This is a genomic window from Collinsella tanakaei (assembly GCF_016902615.1).
GTDB lineage: Bacteria > Actinomycetota > Coriobacteriia > Coriobacteriales > Coriobacteriaceae > Collinsella > Collinsella tanakaei_A.
Window position 1 is genome coordinate 1 of the sequence record NZ_JACJMB010000037.1, and the last position, 19,435, is coordinate 19,435.

Consider the following 19,435-nt stretch of genomic DNA (forward strand, 5'->3'; position numbering starts at 1 on the left):
TCGCGCCTGTCGTGCGCGCTCGGCGGCCGCTTCCTCCATGCGCGGTGGCCCTGCCTCGTGACCCCGAGGGCGGAGCACATCTCCGAGATCGTCCACACGCCCTCGTTGAGCAGTATGAACGCGAACTTAGCCCTCTCCGCCCGGGCGCCTACAGCTGCCTGCTGGCGAAGAAGGCGCTCGCTTTTAAAGGTATCTCGTTCTCGCGCCTGAGCCGCTCGTTCTCCCTCTTGAGCCTGCGGTTCTCCTCGGCGACCTGGAAGGGGTTGGCCGATGGGTCGGAGCCCGCGGCGTCGGCCCTCTTGACCCAGTCGGATGCGCTGCCCGGGTCGACTGTATGTAGTCAAATAAAAGTCGACACTTCCGGCATCGGGTTTTCGACATGAACCGCAAGAGCATGCCGACCCTTCCCATCACAGGCCTAATCTGACAAGTGCTTCAGGTATCTCGTCAGAGAGGCGGAAAGGAACATGATCGACATGCCCACCATCAATTCTATACGGCAGCAGCGACGCGATGGATGCAGCGTCGCCGAGATCGCGCGGAGAAACGGCGTCTCCCGCGACACGGTCTACAAATACCTCAAGCGGGATGATTTCTCCCCGACGCCCCCCGCGAGGAAGAAGCGCCCGAGCAAGCTCGATCCCTACAAGCCGCTCATCAGGCAATGGATAGAGGACGATTCGACGACCTGGCGCAAGCAGCGGCACACCGCGAAGCGGATATGGCAGAGGCTCGTCGAGGAGTGCGGCGCCGACGTGAGCGCGAGCACGGTCGGGCGCTATGTCAAGGCGCTGCGCGCGGAGAACCGCGCCGCGAGCGAGCGCTTTCTCGACCTTGCATGGGAACCGGGCGAGGCCCAGGCGGATTTCGGGGAGGCGGACTTCTATGTGATGGGGGTTCGCAGGCGCCTGAGCTATTTCGTCTTGACGTTCCCCTATTCCAACGTGGGCCTGGCCCAGGTCTTTCCCGGCGAGAACGCCGAGTGCGCCTGCCAGGCCTTGAAGGACATCTTCTCCTATATCGGCGGCGTGCCCAAGCGGATAATCTTCGACAACGCCGCCGGCGTGGGGCGCAGGACGGCCGACAGGGTGCGGACGACCGAGCTGTTCGGGCGCTTCGCCGCGCATTACGGCTTCGCCTATGCGTTCTGCAACCCCGCCTCGGGGCACGAGAAGGGCTCCGTCGAGAACAAGGTCGGGGCCGTACGGCGCTCGCTGTTCGTCCCCGTGCCCCAGGTCACGAACATGGGCGCCTTCAACAAGAACCTCCTCGGCAGGTGCATGGCGCTTTCCAGAAAAGGCCACTGGATCAAAGGCGAGCCGGAGGACCGGCTGTTCGCCGAGGACCGCCTCGCCCTCTCCGGACTGCCCGCCAAGCCCTTCGAGGTGGTGCGCTACGTCACCGCCCGGGCGGACAAGAAGGGCAAGGTGCGGGCCGACGGCCCCCACTTCTACTCGACCGACCCGGCGTTTTCCGGATGCGAGATGCTTCTTGGGCTCGGGGCCACCACGCTGCGCGTCTTCGACGGCGCGGGCACGTTCGTCTGCGAGCACGCCAGGGCATACGGCGACGCTCCGACCGACACGACGGATCCCGGGTCGCAGCTCCACCTCCTGTGCCTCAAGCCTGCGGGATGGCGCAGCTCGCGCGTCAGGGCGGCGTTGTCCGAAGATGTCCGCAGCTGGATGGACGGCCTCGGCAGAGACGAGCTCAAAGAGGAGCTGAGGCTGCTGCGCGACGAGACGGCGCGCTCCGGGTGGGAGGCGACGCGCCAGGCCGCCGAGCTCGCGTACGGGTCCACCGGGCGCATCGATCGGGCAAGCGTGGCGGTCGGCGCGGCGAGGATCGCCTCGGGCGCGGAGGCGATCGCCTACGACGAGCCGGTCGACCTGTCCGGCTACGACTCCGTCTTCTTTGGAAGGGGGGCGTAGGGCATGGCCTACCTCAAGCAAGGCGACGCCATGGCGTTGAGAGCCCTCATGCGCTCGATGTACTTCTCCGCGGACACCATCGACGCGTTCCTCGCATCCGCGACCGCGGGCCAGGTCGCAGCGGTGGCCGAGATGATCCGGCGCGAGATGCGGGTGCGCGAGCGCCGCAAGCGGGAGCGGCTGACGAGGAAGGCGAGGTTCCCCCAGATAAAGTCTTTCGACGGGTACGACTTCGCGCAGGTGGCCCTGCCGGAGGGCTACTCCGTCGACGACTTGAAGTCGCTTGCGTTCGTCGACGCGGCGCAGGACTTCGTCTTCCACGGGCAGACGGGACGGGGCAAGACGCACCTGGCGATAGCCGTCGGCCTCGCCTGCGTGGACGCGGGGCTGGAGGTGAGGTTCTTCACCGCCGCCGAGCTGGTGCTCTCCCTGACGCGCGCGAACCGAGAGCATCGGCTCGAGCAGCTCATGAAAGACATCGCGAGATCCCGGCTCCTCATCATCGACGAGCTCGGCTACGTCCCGCTCGACCAAGAGGGCGCGCGGCTCTTGTTCCAAGTCATGAGCGACTGCTACGAGAGGCGCAGCCTCGTCATCACCACCAACATCGAGTTCTCGAAATGGGGCGTGGTGTTCGGAGACGACAAACTCGCCTCGGCGATCATCGACCGCATCATGCACCACGGAAGGCTCATCGAGTTCAACGGCACGAGCAAGCGCATGGATCATGCTCTGATGCTCGGAAAGATGGACGGCTAGCGACGGCGGAAACCAGGCGGCCGCTCTTGCAGAAAGCGCCGAATCAACGATGCGGAAAGTGTCGACAAAGACTTGACGCAACACAGTCGACCCCGAGCTCCCTGCCGATCTCGGCGTAGGTGCCGCCCCTCTCGCGGTGGAGCTGCACCGCCCTCTGCTTGAACTCCGCCGTGTACTTCGGCGACGCGTGCCCCATATCTGCCTCCGTTCCCCCGTTCCCGCACATCATGCGGGAACGGAACTCGATGTGTCAACGGAACTGGGGCAGATTCAGATTCAGTCGACGAGGGGCTCGCCTGGACTGTCGACTTCCTCGCGCGGGAGTTCTCCGCCATGCGCGGCGAGGCGGAGCCCTCGGACGTCGAGCGGGAGGACGCCCTCATCTTCGGCATGTCGCGGAGATGAGGGGCAAACCTCATCGGTCAGCCTGCCGCAACCGTACGATAAAATATCGCCCAAGGACAGGAGGGCCCGATGCAGCACCCCATCGAACAAAACGATCCGAAACGGTTCTCCTCGGAGAAGGAGAACCAGTACTTCGACCGCAAGAGCGCCCGGAAGGACGCTAACGACATCTCCAGGCACATCAGCGCCTTTGCGAACGCATCCGGCGGCAAGCTCGTCATCGGCATCGAGGACGACGGCGAGATCACCGGCTTCAGGCGCAGGGGCGCCCACGACATCGAGGACTTCCTCCAGGCCCCCATCACGTGCTGCGACCCCGTCCCCGCCGTCAGGGCCGAGGAGGTCAACGTCACCAACTCGAGCGGGGAGAGCGATCGCATCCTCGTCCTCGACGTCCAGGCCTCAACAGATCGGGTCATCGCGAGAAAGCGCGACGGCGAGGTCTTCCTCAGGCAGAAGGACGAGAGCGTCCGGCTGGACCGCGAGCAGGTTCGCGCGCTCGAGTACGACAAGAACCAGAGGCGCTTCGAGGACGAACTGGCAGACCGGTCCGGCATCGACGACATCGACCGCGAGGTGATGGACCGCTACCGGGAGGAGCTCGGGACCGACGCCCCCTACGAGCAGATACTCAGGAGCAGGGGGATGCTCGTCGACGGACACCTCACCAACGCGGGGGTTCTCCTGTTCGCAAGGAACCCCACGCAGTTCATCCCGTGCGCCCGCGTGAGGGTCATGCGCTTCGACGGCAGCAGGATGGAGACCGGGCGGCGCCTGAACATCGTGAAGGACAGGACCTTCGACGGGCCCCTCCCCAAGGTAATCGAGGGTGCCAAGCAGATGATCTCCAGCCAGCTCCGGGAGTTCCAGTTCCTGGGGGACGACGGGAAGTTCAAGATCATCCCCGAGTACCCGGAGTTCGCGTGGTTCGAGGGCCTCGTCAACGCGGTCACGCACAGGAACTACGCCTACTCTGGCGACTACATCCGCGTCATGATGTACGACGACCGCCTCGAGATCCTCAGCCCCGGAAAGCTCCCCAACATCGTCACCCTCGAGAACATGCGCCACACCCGCTGGTCGCGCAACCCCATCATCGCCCGCACCCTCGTCGAGTTCGGCTGGGTGAGGGAGCTCAACGAGGGGGTGCAGAGAATCTACGACGAGATGGCCAGCTTCTTCCTCAACGACCCCGTCTTCTCGGAGCCGAACGACTCCTCGGTGCTGCTCACGCTCGAGAACAGCATAACGTCGCGCGTCCTCAGGCAGAGCGACACCGTCTCCGGCATCGTCGGCGAGGACGCGTACAGGGCCCTCACCGAGCCCGAGCTGTCAGCGGTCCAGATCGTGTATGCAAGGGGCAAGGTCACCGTCAAGCAGCTGTCCGAGCACCTCGGAAGGAGCGCCAAGTTCGCCAGGTCGACCCTGAGGGGCCTCGTCGGCAAAGGCATCCTCTCATGGCACGGCTCCGGCCCCAAGGACCCGTCCCAGTACTACTCCTTCCCCCGCTCCCGTTAAGACTGATAAGACGGCCCCGCAGGCCCGGCGAGATTCCCGGGCCTGCGGGGCCGAGCGGGTAAGAGTAAGTCCTAGTAGTTCCGAGTAGGTAAGGGCGGCGATTGGCCCATCTTGCGCCGCAATCCGATAAAATCGCAGGTAAACACCTCGGTAGCCATTTTGACAAGCCGTTTTACTGGGTTCGAGTAAGTCCGAGTAGTTCCGAGTAGGTCCGAGCAACCCGACGACAACCTGCCTACCCGCAGCATAATATCCGCAGCTCAGGCGCATAGCACGTCATTCCGCGTAGAGGTTAGTCTGGGTAAGAGCAAGTCCGAGTGGTCAGAGCAGGGCCCGACTTTCCCGCAAGGGCCGCGATGCTTTTCCGGTTTCTTTCGAGATCGGTCGCCCCCGCTCAGAGCGACGCCGGCGAAGCTCCCCCGAAACAACCGGTCGGCTGCGCCTCCCTGCCGGAAAACCAACGGCTGCGCTTTCGCCCCTCCCAGAGCCCCCATGCATTCCTCACCTTGAACCTCCCGCGATTTCTATTGAGCAATTTCGCCGTATGCGGCATTTCTTCTCAATAGCAGAGGATAAACCCTGGCCTATTCAGGACATTTTTCTGGTCATGTTCTCACTGTTGTCCAGATTAATGTCCAGAATCGATCCGCCCGTCCCGCAGCAACTCGACCCGAGAGGAAATCTCCTCCCGGACGGCGGCCGCAAGCTCCTCGCACCGCTTCATCTGCTCGACTAGCCTTCCATGCGCATCCCAATACGCTTCCCAGAGACCCCCATCGGCCATGGACTCGAAGTCAATCTGCATCGGAGGAAATCTCCGCTCATACTCGGCTATCCTTTCGGCCCTCTCCTCGACATCTCCCACGCCCCGCGACGCGGGCGACAGCGGCGACGGCCCGAACATCCAATTCCTCCAGGGCTTGTTCCCCTTAGACTGATTGCACTTTCCACATGCGGGGACAAGGTTGTGAATCTCCGTGATGTAGCCCGTTGGGCGCTTGCCCCGTACGATGGCGTTGAGATGGTCCCACTCCGTCGCGGGGCCACCGCAGTAGGCGCAGCGCACATCCGAGGCGTCCATGCCAAGCACCTCGAGCGCAAGGGCGATTTCCTCGTCACCCGGCATGATTGCAGGGATAATCCCGTTCACAAATGAGTTCGTGATACTCGACGTCCGGCCGGTTATCTTTACCGGTGTTGGCATCTTGAATGCATTGGAAAGAGCGCTCTTTGCCATCATTCGCCTCAAAACAAGATGGGGTTACAGCATATCTGTAACCCCAGCTAACTGCCATTATAGTACAAATACAAACGTATGTTCGCTACTCCCACTCGATGGTCGCCGGAGGCTTGCTCGTGATGTCGTAGGCCACGCGGTTCACACCCGGGACCTCGGCCACGATGCGGCTCGAGATCTTGGCGAGCACGTCGTAGGGCAGCTTGGCCCAGTCGGCGGTCATGGCGTCGCTCGACTCCACGGCGCGGATGATCACCGGGCGCTGGTAGGTGCGCTCGTCGCCCATGACGCCCACGCTCTTGATGTCGGGCAGCACCGCGAAGTACTGCCAGCAGCTGTGCTCGGAGTTGCGGTCGCCCGTCGCCTCGAACAGGCGCGCGTTGTAGGCGTCGAGCTCCTCGCGGACGATGGCATCGGCGTTCTTCAGGATCTCGAGCTTCTCGGGGCTCACCGAGCCGATGATGCGGATGGCGAGGCCCGGACCCGGGAAGGGCTGACGGTACACGATGTGCTCGGGCAGGCCGAGAGCCAAGCCAAGCTCACGCACCTCGTCCTTGAAGAAGTGGTCGAGCGGCTCGATCAGATCGAAGTGCACGCCATCGGGGAACGGGATGAGGTTGTGGTGGCTCTTGATGGTCGAGGCCTTGCCGCCGGTCTTGCGGGCGCCGGACTCGATGATGTCGGGGTAGATGGTGCCCTGGGCCAGGTACTTCACGCCGTCGAGCTCCTGGGCCACGGCAAAGAACTCCTTCCAGAACTGCGTGCCGATGATGCGGCGCTTCTCCTCCGGCTCGGTGACGCCGTCGAGCAGCGCGGCGTAGCGATCCTCGGCGTGCACGTGGATGAAGTCGACGTCGAACTGCTTGGTGAAGACCTCCTCGACCTGCTCGGGCTCGCCCTTGCGCAGCAGACCGTGGTTGATGAACACGCAGGTCATCTGGCGGCCGATGGCGCGAGCGCCGAGCGCCGCGACCACAGAGGAGTCCACGCCGCCCGAAAGCGCCAGGATCACGCGGTCGCTGCCGACCTTCTCGCGGATGTCGGCGCACATGCTCTCGACCAGGTTGTCCATGGTCCAGCTAGCCTCGAGACCGCAGATGTTGAACAGGAAGTTCGACAGGATCTGCTGGCCGAACTCGGTGTGGCGCACCTCGGGGTGGAACTGGGTGGAATAGAACTTCTTCTCCGGGTACTCCATGGAGGCGACGGGGCACACCTCGGTGGACGAGGTGACCACGAAGCCCTCGGGCGCGCGGCTCACGGCGTCGCGATGGCTCATCCACACCGTCTGTTGAAGCGGCGTGGCGTTGAACAGGGCGCTCTCACGGTCACGCTCGATGGTCGCGGGGCCGTACTCGCCGATCTCGGAATGCGCGACCTCGCCGCCGAGCGTCACGGCCATGATCTGATGGCCGTAGCAGAAGCCGAGCACCGGCAGGCCGAGGTTGAAGATCTCAGGGTCGATGGAGGGGGCATCCTCGGCGTACACCGACGCGGGGCCGCCGGAGAGGATGAGCGCCGCGGGATCCATGGCGCGGACTTCGTCGGCCGAGATATCGCACGGGACGATCTCGGAGTACACATGCAGGTCGCGCACGCGGCGGGCGATCAGCTGACCGTACTGCGCGCCGAAGTCGAAAACGAGGACCTTGCTCCCCGTCGTGCCGGAAGAAGTCTGCGGCATAAGTCTCCCCTTCTTGACGTGGCCGACCCGCACGCTGACGGGCCGTAATCAATACCCGCTCTATCATACATGCAGGCAGCGGCACGAGACGCAAGTTTATCGTTTCCGCAGGTTGACCAAAACGTCGCAAGGCGTGCGGACGCGGCGAGACGCGAGCCTTGCGCCGCGCGGGAACCCCATAGGGATAAGTCCCTCAGGCGCGCGCGGATATGCCACAATACGTTCGGGCAACCATAATGGGAAGGGAGCGCAGCGTATGAAGAAGATTCTGCTTATCGCGACCGGCGGCACGATCGCCTCCGCCGAAGACGGCCATGGCCTCTCGCCGAGCCTGACCGGCGAGGATCTCGCGCGCGCCGTGCCCGAGATCGCCTCGCTTGCAGAAATCGGCATCGAGCAGCTCATGAACATCGACAGCACGAACATGCGCCCGGCAGACTGGCTGCGCATCAGCCGCGCCATCGTGGCCGCATACGACGATTACGATGGCTTCGTGGTACTGCACGGCACCGACACCATGGCCTACACCGCCGCTGCCCTCTCTTATCTCATCCAGGAGAGTCCCAAGCCCATCGTGCTCACCGGCTCGCAGAAGCCGATGGGAGACTCGTTCACCGACGCCAAGCTCAACCTGTTCCAGAGCATCCTGTACGCCGTCGACGAGCGCAGCCGCGACGTGACCATCGTCTTCAACGGTGCCGTCATCGCCGGCACGCGCGGCCGCAAGCAGCGCACCATGAGCTTCAATGCGTTCAAGAGCGTGAACTACCCCTCGCTCGCCTATATCCGCAACGACCGCATCATCCGCAGCGGCGACGCGCTCTTCCGCGCCCAGGGCTTCAGCGCCGGCCCCGTGCACGAGGGCGGTCCTCGTTTCTTCGACGCCCTCGACGAGCGCGTCTTCGTGCTCAAGCTCACCCCCGGCATCGACCCCGGCGTCTTCGAGATGCTTCGCCCCCGCTTCGACGCCGTCATCATCGAGACGTTCGGCATCGGCGGCATCCCCGAGTACGAGGCGGGCGGAACCTCGTTCAAGCAGGCGATCTTCGACTGGGTCGATTCCGGCAGAACCGCCGTCATCACCACCCAGGTGCCCGAGGAAGGGCTCGATCTGGGCGTCTACGAGGTCGGCCGCGCCTACGCCGACCATGCCGGCATCCTGAAGGGCGACGACATGACCACCGAGGCGCTCGTGGCCAAGACCATGTGGGCGCGCGGCCAGTCGAGCGACCCTGCCGCCGTGAAGGAGCTCTTCTATCGCCCGGTCAACTGCGACCGACTGGCCGAGCTCGCATAAGCGCCCCCACGCACCCCAAAACAACGGGCGGCTGCAGGCACTGAGCCCGCAGCCGCCCTTTCGCAAGCGCTATCGATACGGCGCCACGCTACGCACGCAGCGCGGCAAACACCGTGAAGAGCAGGTAGATGTCCGCCACATCGATAGCTGCGACGGTGAACACCGCGTTGCGCATGAAGCGCTCGGCAGTCGCCACGGCCATCGCCATGGAGCTCTTCGCATGCTCGGCCGCCTTGCGCGAGGTCTGAAGGTAGATGCCCAGGCCGACTGCGATCGCCATCACGGGCGCGATGAAGAGCTCGAAGCGACTCCCCCAGCGCACGTTGGCGCCAGTGCCCATGGGCACGCTCTCGGGCAGCCCCGGAATGACGATGACGGCGATGATCAGCGGGAGCACGGCGAGCACGAGCGCCGCGATGCTCAGGATGCCCGCCTTCTGGCTGTACTTGAACATAGGTCTCCTTAAGCGTTTACGAAAGCACGGGCGCCTACACGTTGAAGCGGAAGTGGACCACGTCGCCATCGGCCATGACGTAGTCCTTGCCCTCCATGCGCAGACGGCCGGCGGCCTTGGCACCCTGTTCGCCACCGAGCTCGATGTAGTCGTCGTAGCTGATGACCTCGGCCTTGATGAAACCGCGCTCGAAATCGGTGTGGATGACGCCGGCGGCCTGCGGGGCCGTCGCACCCTGACGCACCGTCCAGGCCTTGACCTCCATCTCGCCGGCGGTGAAGAACGACTGCAGGCCGAGCAGCTTGTAGGCCGCCTGGGCGAGCACCTCGAGGCCGGGACGCTCGAGGCCCAGGGTCTCCAGGTACTCGGCAGCCTCCTCGGGCTCGAGCTCAGCGAGCTCGGCCTCGACCTTCGCGCAGATGGGGATGGGCGCCACGCCGTCGATGGGCTCGAGCTCCTCTCCAAGCATGTCCTCGTCGACGTTCGCCACGTAGAGCATCGGCTTCATAGTCAGCAGGAACAGGCCCTTGGCAGCGGCGCGCTCCTCGTCGGTCATCTCGAGCGTCGCGGCGCGGTTGCCCTCGTTCAGCCAGGCGACGAGGCGCTTGGCGACCTCGAGCTTCGGGGCCAGCTCATGGTCGCGCTTGGCTTCTTTCTCCAGCTTGGGCAGCTGCTTCTCGAGCGTCTGGATATCGGCCAGGATGAGCTCGGTCATGATGGTGTCGGCATCGCCCGCAGGGTCGACGAAGTCGCCGGTGCGACCAACCTCGCGCATGACGTTGGGGTCCTTGAAGTAGCGCACGACCTCGCAGATGGCGTCGGTCTCGCGGATGTTCGCCAGAAACTGGTTGCCCAGGCCCTCGCCCTCGTTCGCGCCCTTCACGAGACCGGCGATGTCCACGAACTCGACCGTGGCGGGCACGATGCGGCCCGGATGCACGATGTCGGCGAGCTTCTGCAGGCGGTCGTCGGGAACGTCGACGATGCCGACGTTCGGATCGATGGTCGCGAACGGGTAGTTGGCGGCAAGACCGCCCTTCTTGGTCAGCGCCGTGAACAGCGTCGACTTGCCGACGTTCGGCAGGCCGACGATACCGATGGACAGGGCCACGATGTACCTTCTCTCAAACGAAAGCGTCCTGCCGGCAAGCAGCAGGACGCCTGAACCTTCGGGAATATGATAGCCCATAGCGCGCATCGCGTGCCGACGCGGGGCGCCGATTGCGCCACAAGCGGGCAACGGCGGGAACGCCCGTCACATTCTGTCCAAAGAACGCGCCACGGTACGAGCCGGCAGCAGCACGCACGCGGCTCCACGCGACTACAGCTGCGTGAAGTCGATAATGGATTCCGGTGAGAAAGCCGTGCCTGCCTGCACCCAGGAGCTGCCCGTCTCGGCCTCGTACTCCTCAGATGTAACCCAGCGAGACGAATCCTTGCTCTCGATCAGGCGCACCTGCCCCGTGCGGAGGTTCGTGTCCAGGTCGCCCGCGTTCTGGATGAAACTCTGAAGGAACATCCACTGCCGGGTCTCCGTATCTGCGGCTTCCCATTCCTGCTCGGTATAGAGCCCCGTGTCCGAAACGATTTTTCCGCTTCCGGCAGAAAGACGAAGCCCGCCGCTGTCCGTTCCGACATGATGCCGCTCGGCTCGTCATCGTGATCGACGCCGTTTTGGTACACGAACCAGATGCCCTCGGCGCCGTTCACGCGCTCTGTGCCCACAACGCCCTGATAGCTCACGGTCCTCGACCGCAGGCCCTCATCGATAAACGATGCCCATGCGTAGTAGTAGTTGCCCTCGCACAGAAAGCCGAAGAGGTCATGAGCAGCGGTATCAAGCTCGTCCTTTGCAAGCCACGAGATGGGAAGTGCCGGGAGCATGACGCAGGCCGGGATCTGTCCGCGAGATACCTCCTGCCCCGTCATCTGATCGGTTATCTGCCCGTACGCCAAGGTGCATCCGTCTGCCCCGAATTGCAGATTGGTCGTGAGGTAGCCCGACAGCCACGTCAAAAGCCCTGGTTGACCGACCCGTCGTCTTCGACAAGCAGGGACAGCTCACCTTCGCTGATCTGATCCTCGGGCAACGTCGAGCGCAGAACATCGCCCACCGCCCCGCCATAGACCCAGACATCGAGGTTTCCGTTCAGCTGGTTGTCGAGCGTCGAGTCGCCCCCGGTATAGCGATACAGCCCCTGGTCGGTCAGGAAGCCGTCGAGCCTGGAGCTATCCATCGCGAGCAGCTCCGCCAGCTGCATGAAATGCGCCGGCGCTCCCGTCGCCTCGGGCATCGCCTGCGCGGCGTCCGCAGCGGTATCGTTCGGATCCGTTGTTGCACCGTCCGTAGCATCAGTGGCGTCCGACACCGCGGGTTCTGAAGAGCCGCTCGCCGCAGGCGCCGTCGGCGTCGCATCCCTCGAGATTACGTAGTAGATGCCGGTCGCTCCGAGCGCCACCGCAGCGGCAGTCGCCACGCCGGCCATACCCAAGACCGCAGCGCGTGGCATCTTCCGGGCCGATTTTGATGGAGCCTCAACCACAGGAGCGGCATCGTGCGCTGCAGCGGCGTGAGCCCCACCCGGGGCCGAGCCTTTGCCTGCCTGCGCGCCGCCAGCCGAAGCCGGCCGCTGCCCACCCGCCATCTCCGGCAGATCGGCTCCGCATGACGAGCAGAATCGAGCCCCGCCGCAACGCGTGCGCCGCACCGCGGGCAGAACTTCGCGTCTCCCATGGCATCTCCCCCAACCGAACGAACGAGTCCTGTTCACGGTACCGTCGTCGGAAAAGAGTTTGTTGCGCTACTTGTCGAGCTTCTCCACGGAGTCGAGCATGCGGTTGAGCTTCTTTTTCGCCTCTGCCTTGGCCTTCTCGATCTCCGCATGGTTCTTGGCAGCCTCCGCCGCGCGCTTCTCGGCCTCGGGATCGGGAACAACCAGATCGGTCGCATCGTGCTCGACCATCGTAAGCGCGTGGTCTTCGCACACCTCGACGCACAGGCCGCAGCCCACGCAATAGGTCGGCTCCACGACGAAACGCCCGGCCCCAACCAGGTCGGTGGCGCGCGTGGGGCACTTCTTCACGCACTCGCCGCACAGCGTGCACTTGGAGAAATCGCACTCGGGGGTCTTCACCGTGATGTTTTCGGCAAGCTCCGGATAGCTCTGCAACGTGGAGAGCATGAGCTGACGGCCCTGCGTGAGGATGCGGCGGCGCTTCTGCGTCGTCGTGCCGCATGCCTGCTTGAGCGTCTTCTCCAGGGCGGAGATCTTCTTGGTATGGTCCTTCAGGCGCTGGGCGACCGAGGTCACGGCCGCCGTCGCCGGGTTCAGCTTGCTCACGGCGAGGCCCGTCGTGCGCATGATGTTGTCCATGAACTCCTTGCGCTCGAACTCACGGCGCTTCACGCACGTGAGCTCCTTCGAATCGACCTCAAGACCGAGGCCCGTGCCAGCCCATTCCTCAGCGGTGGCGATGGCGTTGCCCAGGATCTCCTCGCCGGTGGTGTTCTTGCATGCATCGCAGATGCCAAGCGGCAGGTACACGCTCACGTTGGGGTAGTCGGCGAGTACCGAGAACCACACCTCGGGCGTGATGTCGCCGATGCAGGCGACAACCACCTCGTTCTCGCGCGGCAGGCGACGCAGCGCGCGCGTGCAGGTCACATACGCCGTCTCATAGGCGGCCGCGGCGCCGGCGATAGCGTCGTAGAGTTTTTTCGGCTGGATGCGCGGGCTCACGAACGCCTCGGTGGGGCACACCGAGACGCACAGGCCGCACTTGCGGCAGCTGTCCTTGACCTCGATGCAGAACTCCTCGATGTCGATCGCATCGACCGGACAGGCGTCTATACAGGCAGTGCACGAGCTCTTCTCGTAGTTGCACACGAGGCACGGGATGGAATTCGCACGCGGACGCTCCTTGTAATCGGCGGGGTTCCACACCGGCGCGTCAGGGGCGTCGGCACCGAGCAGCGCATCGGTCACGCCCGAGAACGGATCCTTCAGGGCGCCGAGACCCTTGCTGATATCGATGATGTCGTCGAACAGATCGTGCTGCTGCGCCATGCGTGTAACTCCCCTTTTTGCGAAACGGGCCCCGCAAGGCCCACGTTGCAACTCGTTTATTGTACGCGCAAACCCGCCCACACGGTCCCAAACGCAGAAAAGCCCCGCAGCCCGATCAGCCTCGGCGCAGCCGGGACCCCAATTCCGCCAGCCCGCGATCGTAGTGCAAAAACGCAGGGAAGCCCCGGAGGGCTTTCCCTGACGGTCGCTTGAGCGCCGAAGGCGCAATCGAGCGTCAGGGAAACCCTTCGGGGCTTCCGGGTTGAATTCCTAGGCCTTTACGGCTTAGTACATGCCGCCGCCCTGAGCGTTGGCGGTAGCGGCCGCGATGGCATCCTCAAGCTGCGTGTTCTTGGGGACATCGCTCACGGTGGCCTCGGTGATGAGGATCAGCGAGGCGACGGAGGCGGCGTTCTGCAGGGTGGTGCGGGTAACCTTGACCGGGTCGAGCACGCCCATCTCGATCATGTTGCCCCACTCGCCCGTGGCGGAGTTCAGGCCCTCGCCCGCAGGCAGGCTGGCGACCTTGTCGACCACGACGGCGCCCTCGTAACCAGCGTTCTTGGCGATGGTGGCGACAGGAGCGGTCAGGGCCTTCTTGATGATGTCGATACCGATCTGCTCCTCGGGGTCGTCGATGTCGATGCCCTCGAGCGCCGGGATGGCATCCATGAAGGCCACGCCACCGCCGGCGACGATGCCCTCCTCGACAGCAGCGCGGGTCGCCTGCAGGGCGTCCTCGACGCGGTGCTTGATCTCCTTGAGCTCGGTCTCAGTAGCAGCGCCGACCTTGATGACGGCGACGCCGCCGGAGAGCTTGGCCAGGCGCTCCTGGAGCTTCTCGCGATCGAAGTCGGAGTCGGTGTGCTCGATCTCGCCCTTGATCTGCGCGACGCGGGCCTCGATGGCGCTCTTCTCGCCGGAGCCGCCCACGATGGTGGTGTTGTCCTTGGAGACGGTCACGCTCTTGGCGGTACCGAGCATGTCGGCGGTGATGTCGGCGATCTTGATGCCGAGCTCATCGAGCGCAGCCTGGCCGCCGGTCAGGATAGCGATATCCTCGAGCATGCGCTTACGACGGTCGCCGTAGCCCGGGGCCTTCACGGCGCAGACGTTGAGGGCGCCACGGATCTTGTTGAGCACGAGGGTCGGCAGGGCCTCGCCGTCGATGTCCTCAGCGATGATCAGCAGGCTCTTGCCGGCACGGGACACGGCCTCGAGCACGGGCATGATGTCCTGGACGTTGGAGATCTTCTGATCGGTGATGAGGATGTAGGGGTCCTTGAGCGTGGCCTCCATGCGGTCGTTGTCGGTCACGAAGTACGCGGAGACGTAGCCCTTGTCGAACTGCATGCCCTCGACGGTGTCGATGGTGATGTCGAAGGTCTGGCCGTCCTCAACGGTGATGACGCCGTCCTTGCCCACGACGTCCATGGCGTCGGAGATCTTGGCGCCGACATTCGGGTCGCCCGCGGAGATCGTGCCAACGGAAGCGATCTGCTCCTTGGTCTCGACCGGCTGGGCCTGCTTCTTCATCTCGTCGACGACGGCGTTGACCGCCTTGTCGATACCGCGGCGGATGGCCAGCGGGTTGGCGCCGGCGGCCACGTTGCGCAGACCGTCGTTGACGATGGCCTGAGCGAGCAGGGTCGCAGTGGTGGTGCCGTCACCCACGGTGTCGTTGGTCTTGGTGGCGACCTCCTTCACCAGCTGGGCGCCCATGTTCTCGATGTTGTCCTCGAGCTCGATCTCCTTGGCGACGGAAACGCCGTCGTTGGTGATGGTCGGAGCGCCATAGGAGCGCTGCAGCGCCACGTAGCGGCCCTTCGGGCCCATGGTGACGGTGACAGCGTCGGCCAGCGTGTTGACACCCTTGGCGAGCTTGGCGCGCGCAGTGGTGTCGAAGGTAATGTTCTTAGCCATAATTGAATTCCTCCAGGAAACGATTCAGATACGAAACCTTGTGCAGCGGATGCGCTACTCGACGACGGCGTAGATGTCGTCGGCGCGCATGAGGAGGTAGTCCTCGCCGTCAACCTTGATTTCGTTGCCACCGAACTTGCCGTAAATGACCTTGTCGCCCGGCTTGACGTCGATGGGCATACGCTCGCCCTTGTCGTTGAGCTTGCCGGCGCCGACGGCGATGACCTCACCGCGCTGCGGCTTCTCCTGGGCGTTGCTGGCAATGTACAGGCCGGAAGCGGTCTTCTGCTCGGCTGCATCAGGCTTGATCAGGACGCGATCTCCAAGCGGCTTCAGACTCATGCTTGATTCCTCCTTTTGCGCTGGCGGACGCGGTTTGCGACCCAAGCCAGCCTTGACCTTTCGTACGCCAAGAATAATACCCAGCAATCCCGACTTATACAACGCAATGGCAAAAAATCTTATTAATCGGCACTTAGATTTCTTCAGTGCTGGAAGATAGGTCACACACGCGAACGTCCTGCGCGCAGCACGGCGCCCCGCAGCCTGAAGACCGCGGGACGCCCGAATCGCTCTTGCTACCTTTTTTATCCGGCCTTACCGCTCGTCACTCAGGACCAGCGAGCACAGCGCGCTGGCGACGGCGGCGACCAGCGTGAGCACACTTCCGATACCCGGGCCGAGCACGGGCTTCATCGCCGCAAACCCGGAGGCTATCGAGCTGTTCGCCATCCCGGAACCTAGAAGGTCGCTAACCGCGCCCTCGATCATGCCGTTGAGCAGGAATGCGGCAACGATGCAGATGAGGGCGAGCACGCCCGTGGCGACAAGCGCGAAAAACAGCACGAGGTCGTTGCCCTTGAACGCGCGCAGGATGATGCCCACGACGATGCCGATAAAGCAGACCGCCCACAGCACGCACACAACCGTCAGGATAACGGAAACGGCAGACGCAGCGCCGATCACCTGCTGAATCTGGACGAAGGAGTCCCCGCTCAGACCTGCGCTTGTCATCAGCGTGTCGAGGTAATCGGCAAAGGAGTGCAGGGCGCTGCCGATACCGAAGAGGTCGGGTACGGAGAGCCCGGAGCTCACCGCGTCCTTGGCGACCCCGAACATATCGGTTCCACTCATGCCCGACACCGGCAAATAATCCAGTACCTTTGAAATGATCGGCAGGTCAAACCATGCCTGAAGCATCATGATGAGGGTTACGACCGCTCCCGTGAGCATTGCCGCCGTGCGACGGCCGAGCGGGGAGGCCGTCGCCTGTGTCGCCATGCCCCTCATGACGCCCGCGCCCGCTGCATGCGCGCGCTTCGGTGTCTGAGGCGGCGTCGCCGGAACCGTTACGGGGGCCGCCGCCTGTTGCCGTCGCTCCGCAAGGGGCTTTCCGCATGAGCTGCAAAATGAAGCGCCATCAGGCTGCTGCGCACCGCAATGAGGACAAAACATAGGGTCCACCTTAACTCTCTCAAACCCGCTTCGGGTGACCTTCTGGTGCCTGCCAGTATCCGCCAGCACGCGCGGGATCGAGTGCGCAACTTTTGCCGCCCCGCGCGGACAGCAGGGGCAACAACGGAGCCGCTCGCGCATGCTCTATACTTTGACCTGTGATTTCGCGCCGGCGCACCCCGATACACCCAACCGCGGGGCACGCGGCATCTTATGAGGGAAAGGTCTTCCAATGGACGCACAGCACACGGCCCCTGCCGACATCACCGCCACCATCCGGCAGCTGGGCGCGGATTTCGAACCCTACATCATCGAGCAGCGCCGGCACTTCCACAAGCACCCCGAGCTCAGCCTCAAGGAGTTCCACACCACCGATGACATCGCCCGTGAACTCGACGCCATGGGCATCCCCTATGAGCGGCCGCTTGCAACCGGGCTCGTCGCCACGCTCGCCGGCACCGCGCCGGATGCCTACCGCGCCGACGGCACTCCGCGCCGCCGCATCCTGCTGCGCGCCGACATCGACGCCCTCCCGGTCACCGAGCGCACGGGTGAGGAGTTCGCGAGCGTGAACGACGGCGTCATGCACGCCTGCGGCCATGATTGCCATATCGCCATGATGCTCGGTGCTCTGAAGATCCTCTCCCATATGACCGACGATATCCACGGCGAGGTCCGCGTTGTGTTCCAGCCCTCCGAAGAGAACGGCAGCGGCGCGAAGATGATGGTCGCGGCGGGTGCCTGCGAGGGGGTCGACGGCGCCTTCGCCATGCATATCTGGAGCGAGGTCGACGCTGGCACCATCTCGTGCGAACCCGGCCCGCGCATGGCGAACACCGACTGGTTCCGCATCGACGTCGAGGGCACCTCCTGCCATGGCGCCATGCCGCAGCGCGGCGCCGACGCCATCATCGCCGCCGCCGAGATCGTGAACGGCCTGCAGACCATTGTCAGCCGCGACCTCTCCCCTTACGAGCCCGCCGTCGTCACGGTCGGCGAGCTCCACGGCGGCACGGCGCGCAACGTTATCGCCGGGTCGGCTTACCTCACGGGCACCGTCCGCACCTACAGCGACGCCACGCACGACATCATGCCCACCCTGATTGAGCGCATCTGCGTCCACACCGCTATGGCGCTCGGCGCCGAAGCGAAGCTCAGCGACTACACCATCGCAAACTACAAGGTCGAAAACGACCCCAAGGCGAGCGAGCGCTGCCGCAACGCGATCGTGAAGGTGCTGGGCGAGCAGGGCGTGGGCAGCTACCGGGGCACGCTGTCGGGCGAGGACTTCTCCGAGTACCTGCATGAGGTGCCCGGCGCGCTTGCGTTCGTGGGCTGCCGCAACCCCGCCATCGGTGCCACCTGGGCGCAGCACTCCTGCTACTACAAGGTGGACGAGAGCGTGCTGGCAGGCGGCAGCATGACCGCCGCGCAGTACGCCATCGATTTCCTGTCAGAATAAGGCCAAAACGGCACTCCGGCGCGCTTGCCGCGCACGGATTGGCCGCATAAGGCCCCCACAAAAACGAGGAGGGCCCACTTTCAGTACTTTTTTCGCCACCGCCCGAGTACGGACGGTGGCGCCTCTTTTTGCCCAAGCTTCTGACCTGCGGTTTTGTTGAAGCGAATTCAGCTGACCGCTCCGTCTACTCGAGCAGGGGCTAAAAAAGTACTGAAAGTGGGCCCTCCTCGTTTTCACGAGCGGGTTGTGTGCCACGAACCACCCAGCAGAGAGCCGACAGACGACGCACCAAGCGCTCGCTACCGGAACCAAGCGAGCCAGAGGGGCTCCTGCACGAAGATGACATCCTTTGGGACACCCGCCGGAGCGACCCCGCCGAACAGGAACCCGGCGTCGGCAGGGTTGATGAGCCGAAAGATCCACAGCGCTAGCAGCGCGATGATGAGAACGATCAGCGTCGGATGGTAGAGAGCGCGCACGCGGGCGGCATGGCGCGCCTTCACGGCAAGCGTCCCATCATCCGGCGCGAGCTGCGCGCGGCGCACGATCCTCCCGCAACGTTCCTGCACGCATACGAGCGCAATCATAAACGGCACGGTCCAGAATAGCGGGTGGTAGGCGAGCGCCGCGGCGAAATCGAAACGCAAGGCAGCAAGCCAGGCGCGCGTCATCCCGCATCCGGGACAGGGGATGCCCGTCACCGTCCGGAACACGCAGCCGATATCGGTCAGGTAGAGCACGACACCCGCTACGGCCACGAAGGCGACAAGCTCGACCGCACGCCGCAGCGCGCCGGGTGCGTGCGTACCGGTTGGCGCACCGCCCTCCCCTGCCATACGTGCTCCGCGCCTAGCGCACAAGGCGTGCGTTGTAGGCGGCAGCCAGGGCGTTCGTATTCTTGATGACGATGTTCATGGCGATGAACGGCCCCAGGCAGCACAGCACGACACCGACGATTTGCCACAGGATGATCGTCGTGCCGTTCTCCTGGAACGCAAGACCGTAGCGCGGCGCGTTGCGCTGCAGGCGGTTGCCGATCTTGTACTCCCACCAATACGAGTAGAGGCCACACGTCACTACAGACAGCAGGATGAACGTGAGCAGCCCCGGCGTCTCATCGCCGTCCCCCTCACACATGGTGTTCATGTCCTGTGCGAGCTGATAGATGAAAAACCACTGGTAGATACCACAGGTCACGATGGTGAGCGCCGCCCAGACGAACAGGCTGCGGTCCGTGGAGATG

General features: G+C 64.2%; 17 protein-coding genes and 1 pseudogene. 5 read left to right on the plus strand and 13 right to left on the minus strand.

What is annotated here, in order from left to right; genetic code table 11:
* Window positions 1-476 precede the first annotated feature (476 nt).
* From istA to H6A21_RS09455, 3 genes are all read left to right on the plus strand, one after another.
* On the plus strand, window positions 477-1,931 hold the full coding sequence (gene istA, locus H6A21_RS09440; protein WP_204562494.1) for an IS21 family transposase: 1,455 nt from the start codon (window positions 477-479) through the stop codon (window positions 1,929-1,931).
* Window positions 1,932-1,934: 3 nt separating this feature from the next.
* Window positions 1,935-2,690, plus strand: coding sequence for an IS21-like element helper ATPase IstB (gene istB, locus H6A21_RS09445; protein WP_239462794.1), 756 nt, complete (start codon window positions 1,935-1,937; stop codon window positions 2,688-2,690).
* Window positions 2,691-3,164: 474 nt separating this feature from the next.
* Window positions 3,165-4,613: an ATP-binding protein gene (locus H6A21_RS09455; protein WP_239452427.1), complete on the plus strand. Its 1,449-nt coding sequence runs from the start codon at window positions 3,165-3,167 to the stop codon at window positions 4,611-4,613.
* Between the two features lie 628 nt (window positions 4,614-5,241).
* Here the strand turns inward: H6A21_RS09455 and H6A21_RS09460 are convergent.
* The gene (locus tag H6A21_RS09460; protein WP_204562495.1) at window positions 5,242-5,850 is read right to left on the minus strand and encodes an HNH endonuclease; all 609 of its coding nucleotides are present in this window, start codon (window positions 5,848-5,850) and stop codon (window positions 5,242-5,244) included.
* Window positions 5,851-5,935: 85 nt separating this feature from the next.
* A complete protein-coding gene (guaA, locus tag H6A21_RS09465; protein WP_204562496.1) occupies window positions 5,936-7,534 on the minus strand; it encodes a glutamine-hydrolyzing GMP synthase in 1,599 nt (532 codons plus the stop codon).
* Between the two features lie 256 nt (window positions 7,535-7,790).
* Here guaA and H6A21_RS09470 point away from each other — a divergent pair, with 256 nt between their 5' ends.
* Window positions 7,791-8,831 (plus strand): asparaginase, encoded by a 1,041-nt coding sequence (locus H6A21_RS09470; protein WP_204562497.1) that lies wholly within the window; start codon window positions 7,791-7,793, stop codon window positions 8,829-8,831.
* 88 nt (window positions 8,832-8,919) lie between these two features.
* Here H6A21_RS09470 and H6A21_RS09475 read toward each other — a convergent pair whose 3' ends face one another.
* The 9 genes and pseudogenes from H6A21_RS09475 to H6A21_RS11325 all read right to left on the minus strand — a co-directional run.
* Window positions 8,920-9,285, minus strand: coding sequence for a DUF1648 domain-containing protein (locus tag H6A21_RS09475; protein WP_204562498.1), 366 nt, complete (start codon window positions 9,283-9,285; stop codon window positions 8,920-8,922).
* Window positions 9,286-9,319: 34 nt separating this feature from the next.
* On the minus strand, window positions 9,320-10,396 hold the full coding sequence (gene ychF, locus H6A21_RS09480; protein WP_204562499.1) for a redox-regulated ATPase YchF: 1,077 nt from the start codon (window positions 10,394-10,396) through the stop codon (window positions 9,320-9,322).
* Window positions 10,397-10,606: 210 nt separating this feature from the next.
* Window positions 10,607-10,804, minus strand: a complete 198-nt coding sequence (locus H6A21_RS09485) for a hypothetical protein (protein ID WP_204562500.1) — start codon at window positions 10,802-10,804, stop codon at window positions 10,607-10,609.
* 493 nt (window positions 10,805-11,297) lie between these two features.
* Window positions 11,298-11,795 (minus strand): hypothetical protein, encoded by a 498-nt coding sequence (locus tag H6A21_RS09490; protein WP_204562501.1) that lies wholly within the window; start codon window positions 11,793-11,795, stop codon window positions 11,298-11,300.
* 291 nt (window positions 11,796-12,086) lie between these two features.
* Entirely contained in the window at window positions 12,087-13,352 is a 1,266-nt protein-coding gene (locus H6A21_RS09495; protein WP_204562502.1) for a 4Fe-4S binding protein, read from the minus strand.
* Window positions 13,353-13,637: 285 nt separating this feature from the next.
* Complete coding sequence (gene groL, locus H6A21_RS09500; RefSeq protein WP_204562503.1) at window positions 13,638-15,275, minus strand: chaperonin GroEL; 1,638 nt, start codon at window positions 15,273-15,275, stop codon at window positions 13,638-13,640.
* A gap of 54 nt (window positions 15,276-15,329) precedes the next feature.
* A complete protein-coding gene (gene groES, locus H6A21_RS09505; protein ID WP_204562504.1) occupies window positions 15,330-15,617 on the minus strand; it encodes a co-chaperone GroES in 288 nt (95 codons plus the stop codon).
* A 255-nt stretch (window positions 15,618-15,872) separates the two neighbouring features.
* Window positions 15,873-16,409, minus strand: a complete 537-nt coding sequence (locus H6A21_RS11020; RefSeq protein ID WP_239462795.1) for a hypothetical protein — start codon at window positions 16,407-16,409, stop codon at window positions 15,873-15,875.
* Between the two features lie 255 nt (window positions 16,410-16,664).
* Window positions 16,665-16,871: pseudogene (locus H6A21_RS11325) on the minus strand (zinc-ribbon domain-containing protein); the annotation flags it as partial.
* Window positions 16,872-16,962: 91 nt separating this feature from the next.
* On the opposite strand from H6A21_RS11325, the gene H6A21_RS09515 reads away from it, so the two are divergent.
* Window positions 16,963-18,192, plus strand: coding sequence for an amidohydrolase (locus tag H6A21_RS09515; protein ID WP_204562506.1), 1,230 nt, complete (start codon window positions 16,963-16,965; stop codon window positions 18,190-18,192).
* Window positions 18,193-18,491: 299 nt separating this feature from the next.
* Here H6A21_RS09515 and H6A21_RS09520 read toward each other — a convergent pair whose 3' ends face one another.
* Window positions 18,492-19,028, minus strand: a complete 537-nt coding sequence (locus H6A21_RS09520; RefSeq protein ID WP_204562507.1) for a DUF2752 domain-containing protein — start codon at window positions 19,026-19,028, stop codon at window positions 18,492-18,494.
* A gap of 13 nt (window positions 19,029-19,041) precedes the next feature.
* The coding region (locus H6A21_RS09525; RefSeq protein ID WP_204562508.1) for a DUF4234 domain-containing protein at window positions 19,042-19,435 on the minus strand (394 nt) is incomplete at its 5' end.

Bases quoted from the DNA above. Each gene is read 5' to 3' on its own strand.
- istA (WP_204562494.1), top strand. From the start codon at position 477: ATGCCCACCATCAATTCTATACGGCAGCAGCGACGCGATGGATGCAGC.
- istB (WP_239462794.1), top strand. From the start codon at position 1,935: ATGGCCTACCTCAAGCAAGGCGACGCCATGGCGTTGAGAGCCCTCATG.
- H6A21_RS09455 (WP_239452427.1), top strand. From the start codon at position 3,165: ATGCAGCACCCCATCGAACAAAACGATCCGAAACGGTTCTCCTCGGAG.
- H6A21_RS09460 (WP_204562495.1), bottom strand. From the start codon at position 5,850: ATGGCAAAGAGCGCTCTTTCCAATGCATTCAAGATGCCAACACCGGTA.
- guaA (WP_204562496.1), bottom strand. From the start codon at position 7,534: ATGCCGCAGACTTCTTCCGGCACGACGGGGAGCAAGGTCCTCGTTTTC.
- H6A21_RS09470 (WP_204562497.1), top strand. From the start codon at position 7,791: ATGAAGAAGATTCTGCTTATCGCGACCGGCGGCACGATCGCCTCCGCC.
- H6A21_RS09475 (WP_204562498.1), bottom strand. From the start codon at position 9,285: ATGTTCAAGTACAGCCAGAAGGCGGGCATCCTGAGCATCGCGGCGCTC.
- H6A21_RS09485 (WP_204562500.1), bottom strand. From the start codon at position 10,804: ATGTTCCTTCAGAGTTTCATCCAGAACGCGGGCGACCTGGACACGAAC.
- H6A21_RS09490 (WP_204562501.1), bottom strand. From the start codon at position 11,795: ATGCCACGCGCTGCGGTCTTGGGTATGGCCGGCGTGGCGACTGCCGCT.
- H6A21_RS09495 (WP_204562502.1), bottom strand. From the start codon at position 13,352: ATGGCGCAGCAGCACGATCTGTTCGACGACATCATCGATATCAGCAAG.
- groL (WP_204562503.1), bottom strand. From the start codon at position 15,275: ATGGCTAAGAACATTACCTTCGACACCACTGCGCGCGCCAAGCTCGCC.
- groES (WP_204562504.1), bottom strand. From the start codon at position 15,617: ATGAGTCTGAAGCCGCTTGGAGATCGCGTCCTGATCAAGCCTGATGCA.
- H6A21_RS11020 (WP_239462795.1), bottom strand. From the start codon at position 16,409: ATGAGTGGAACCGATATGTTCGGGGTCGCCAAGGACGCGGTGAGCTCC.
- H6A21_RS09515 (WP_204562506.1), top strand. From the start codon at position 16,963: ATGGACGCACAGCACACGGCCCCTGCCGACATCACCGCCACCATCCGG.
- H6A21_RS09520 (WP_204562507.1), bottom strand. From the start codon at position 19,028: ATGGCAGGGGAGGGCGGTGCGCCAACCGGTACGCACGCACCCGGCGCG.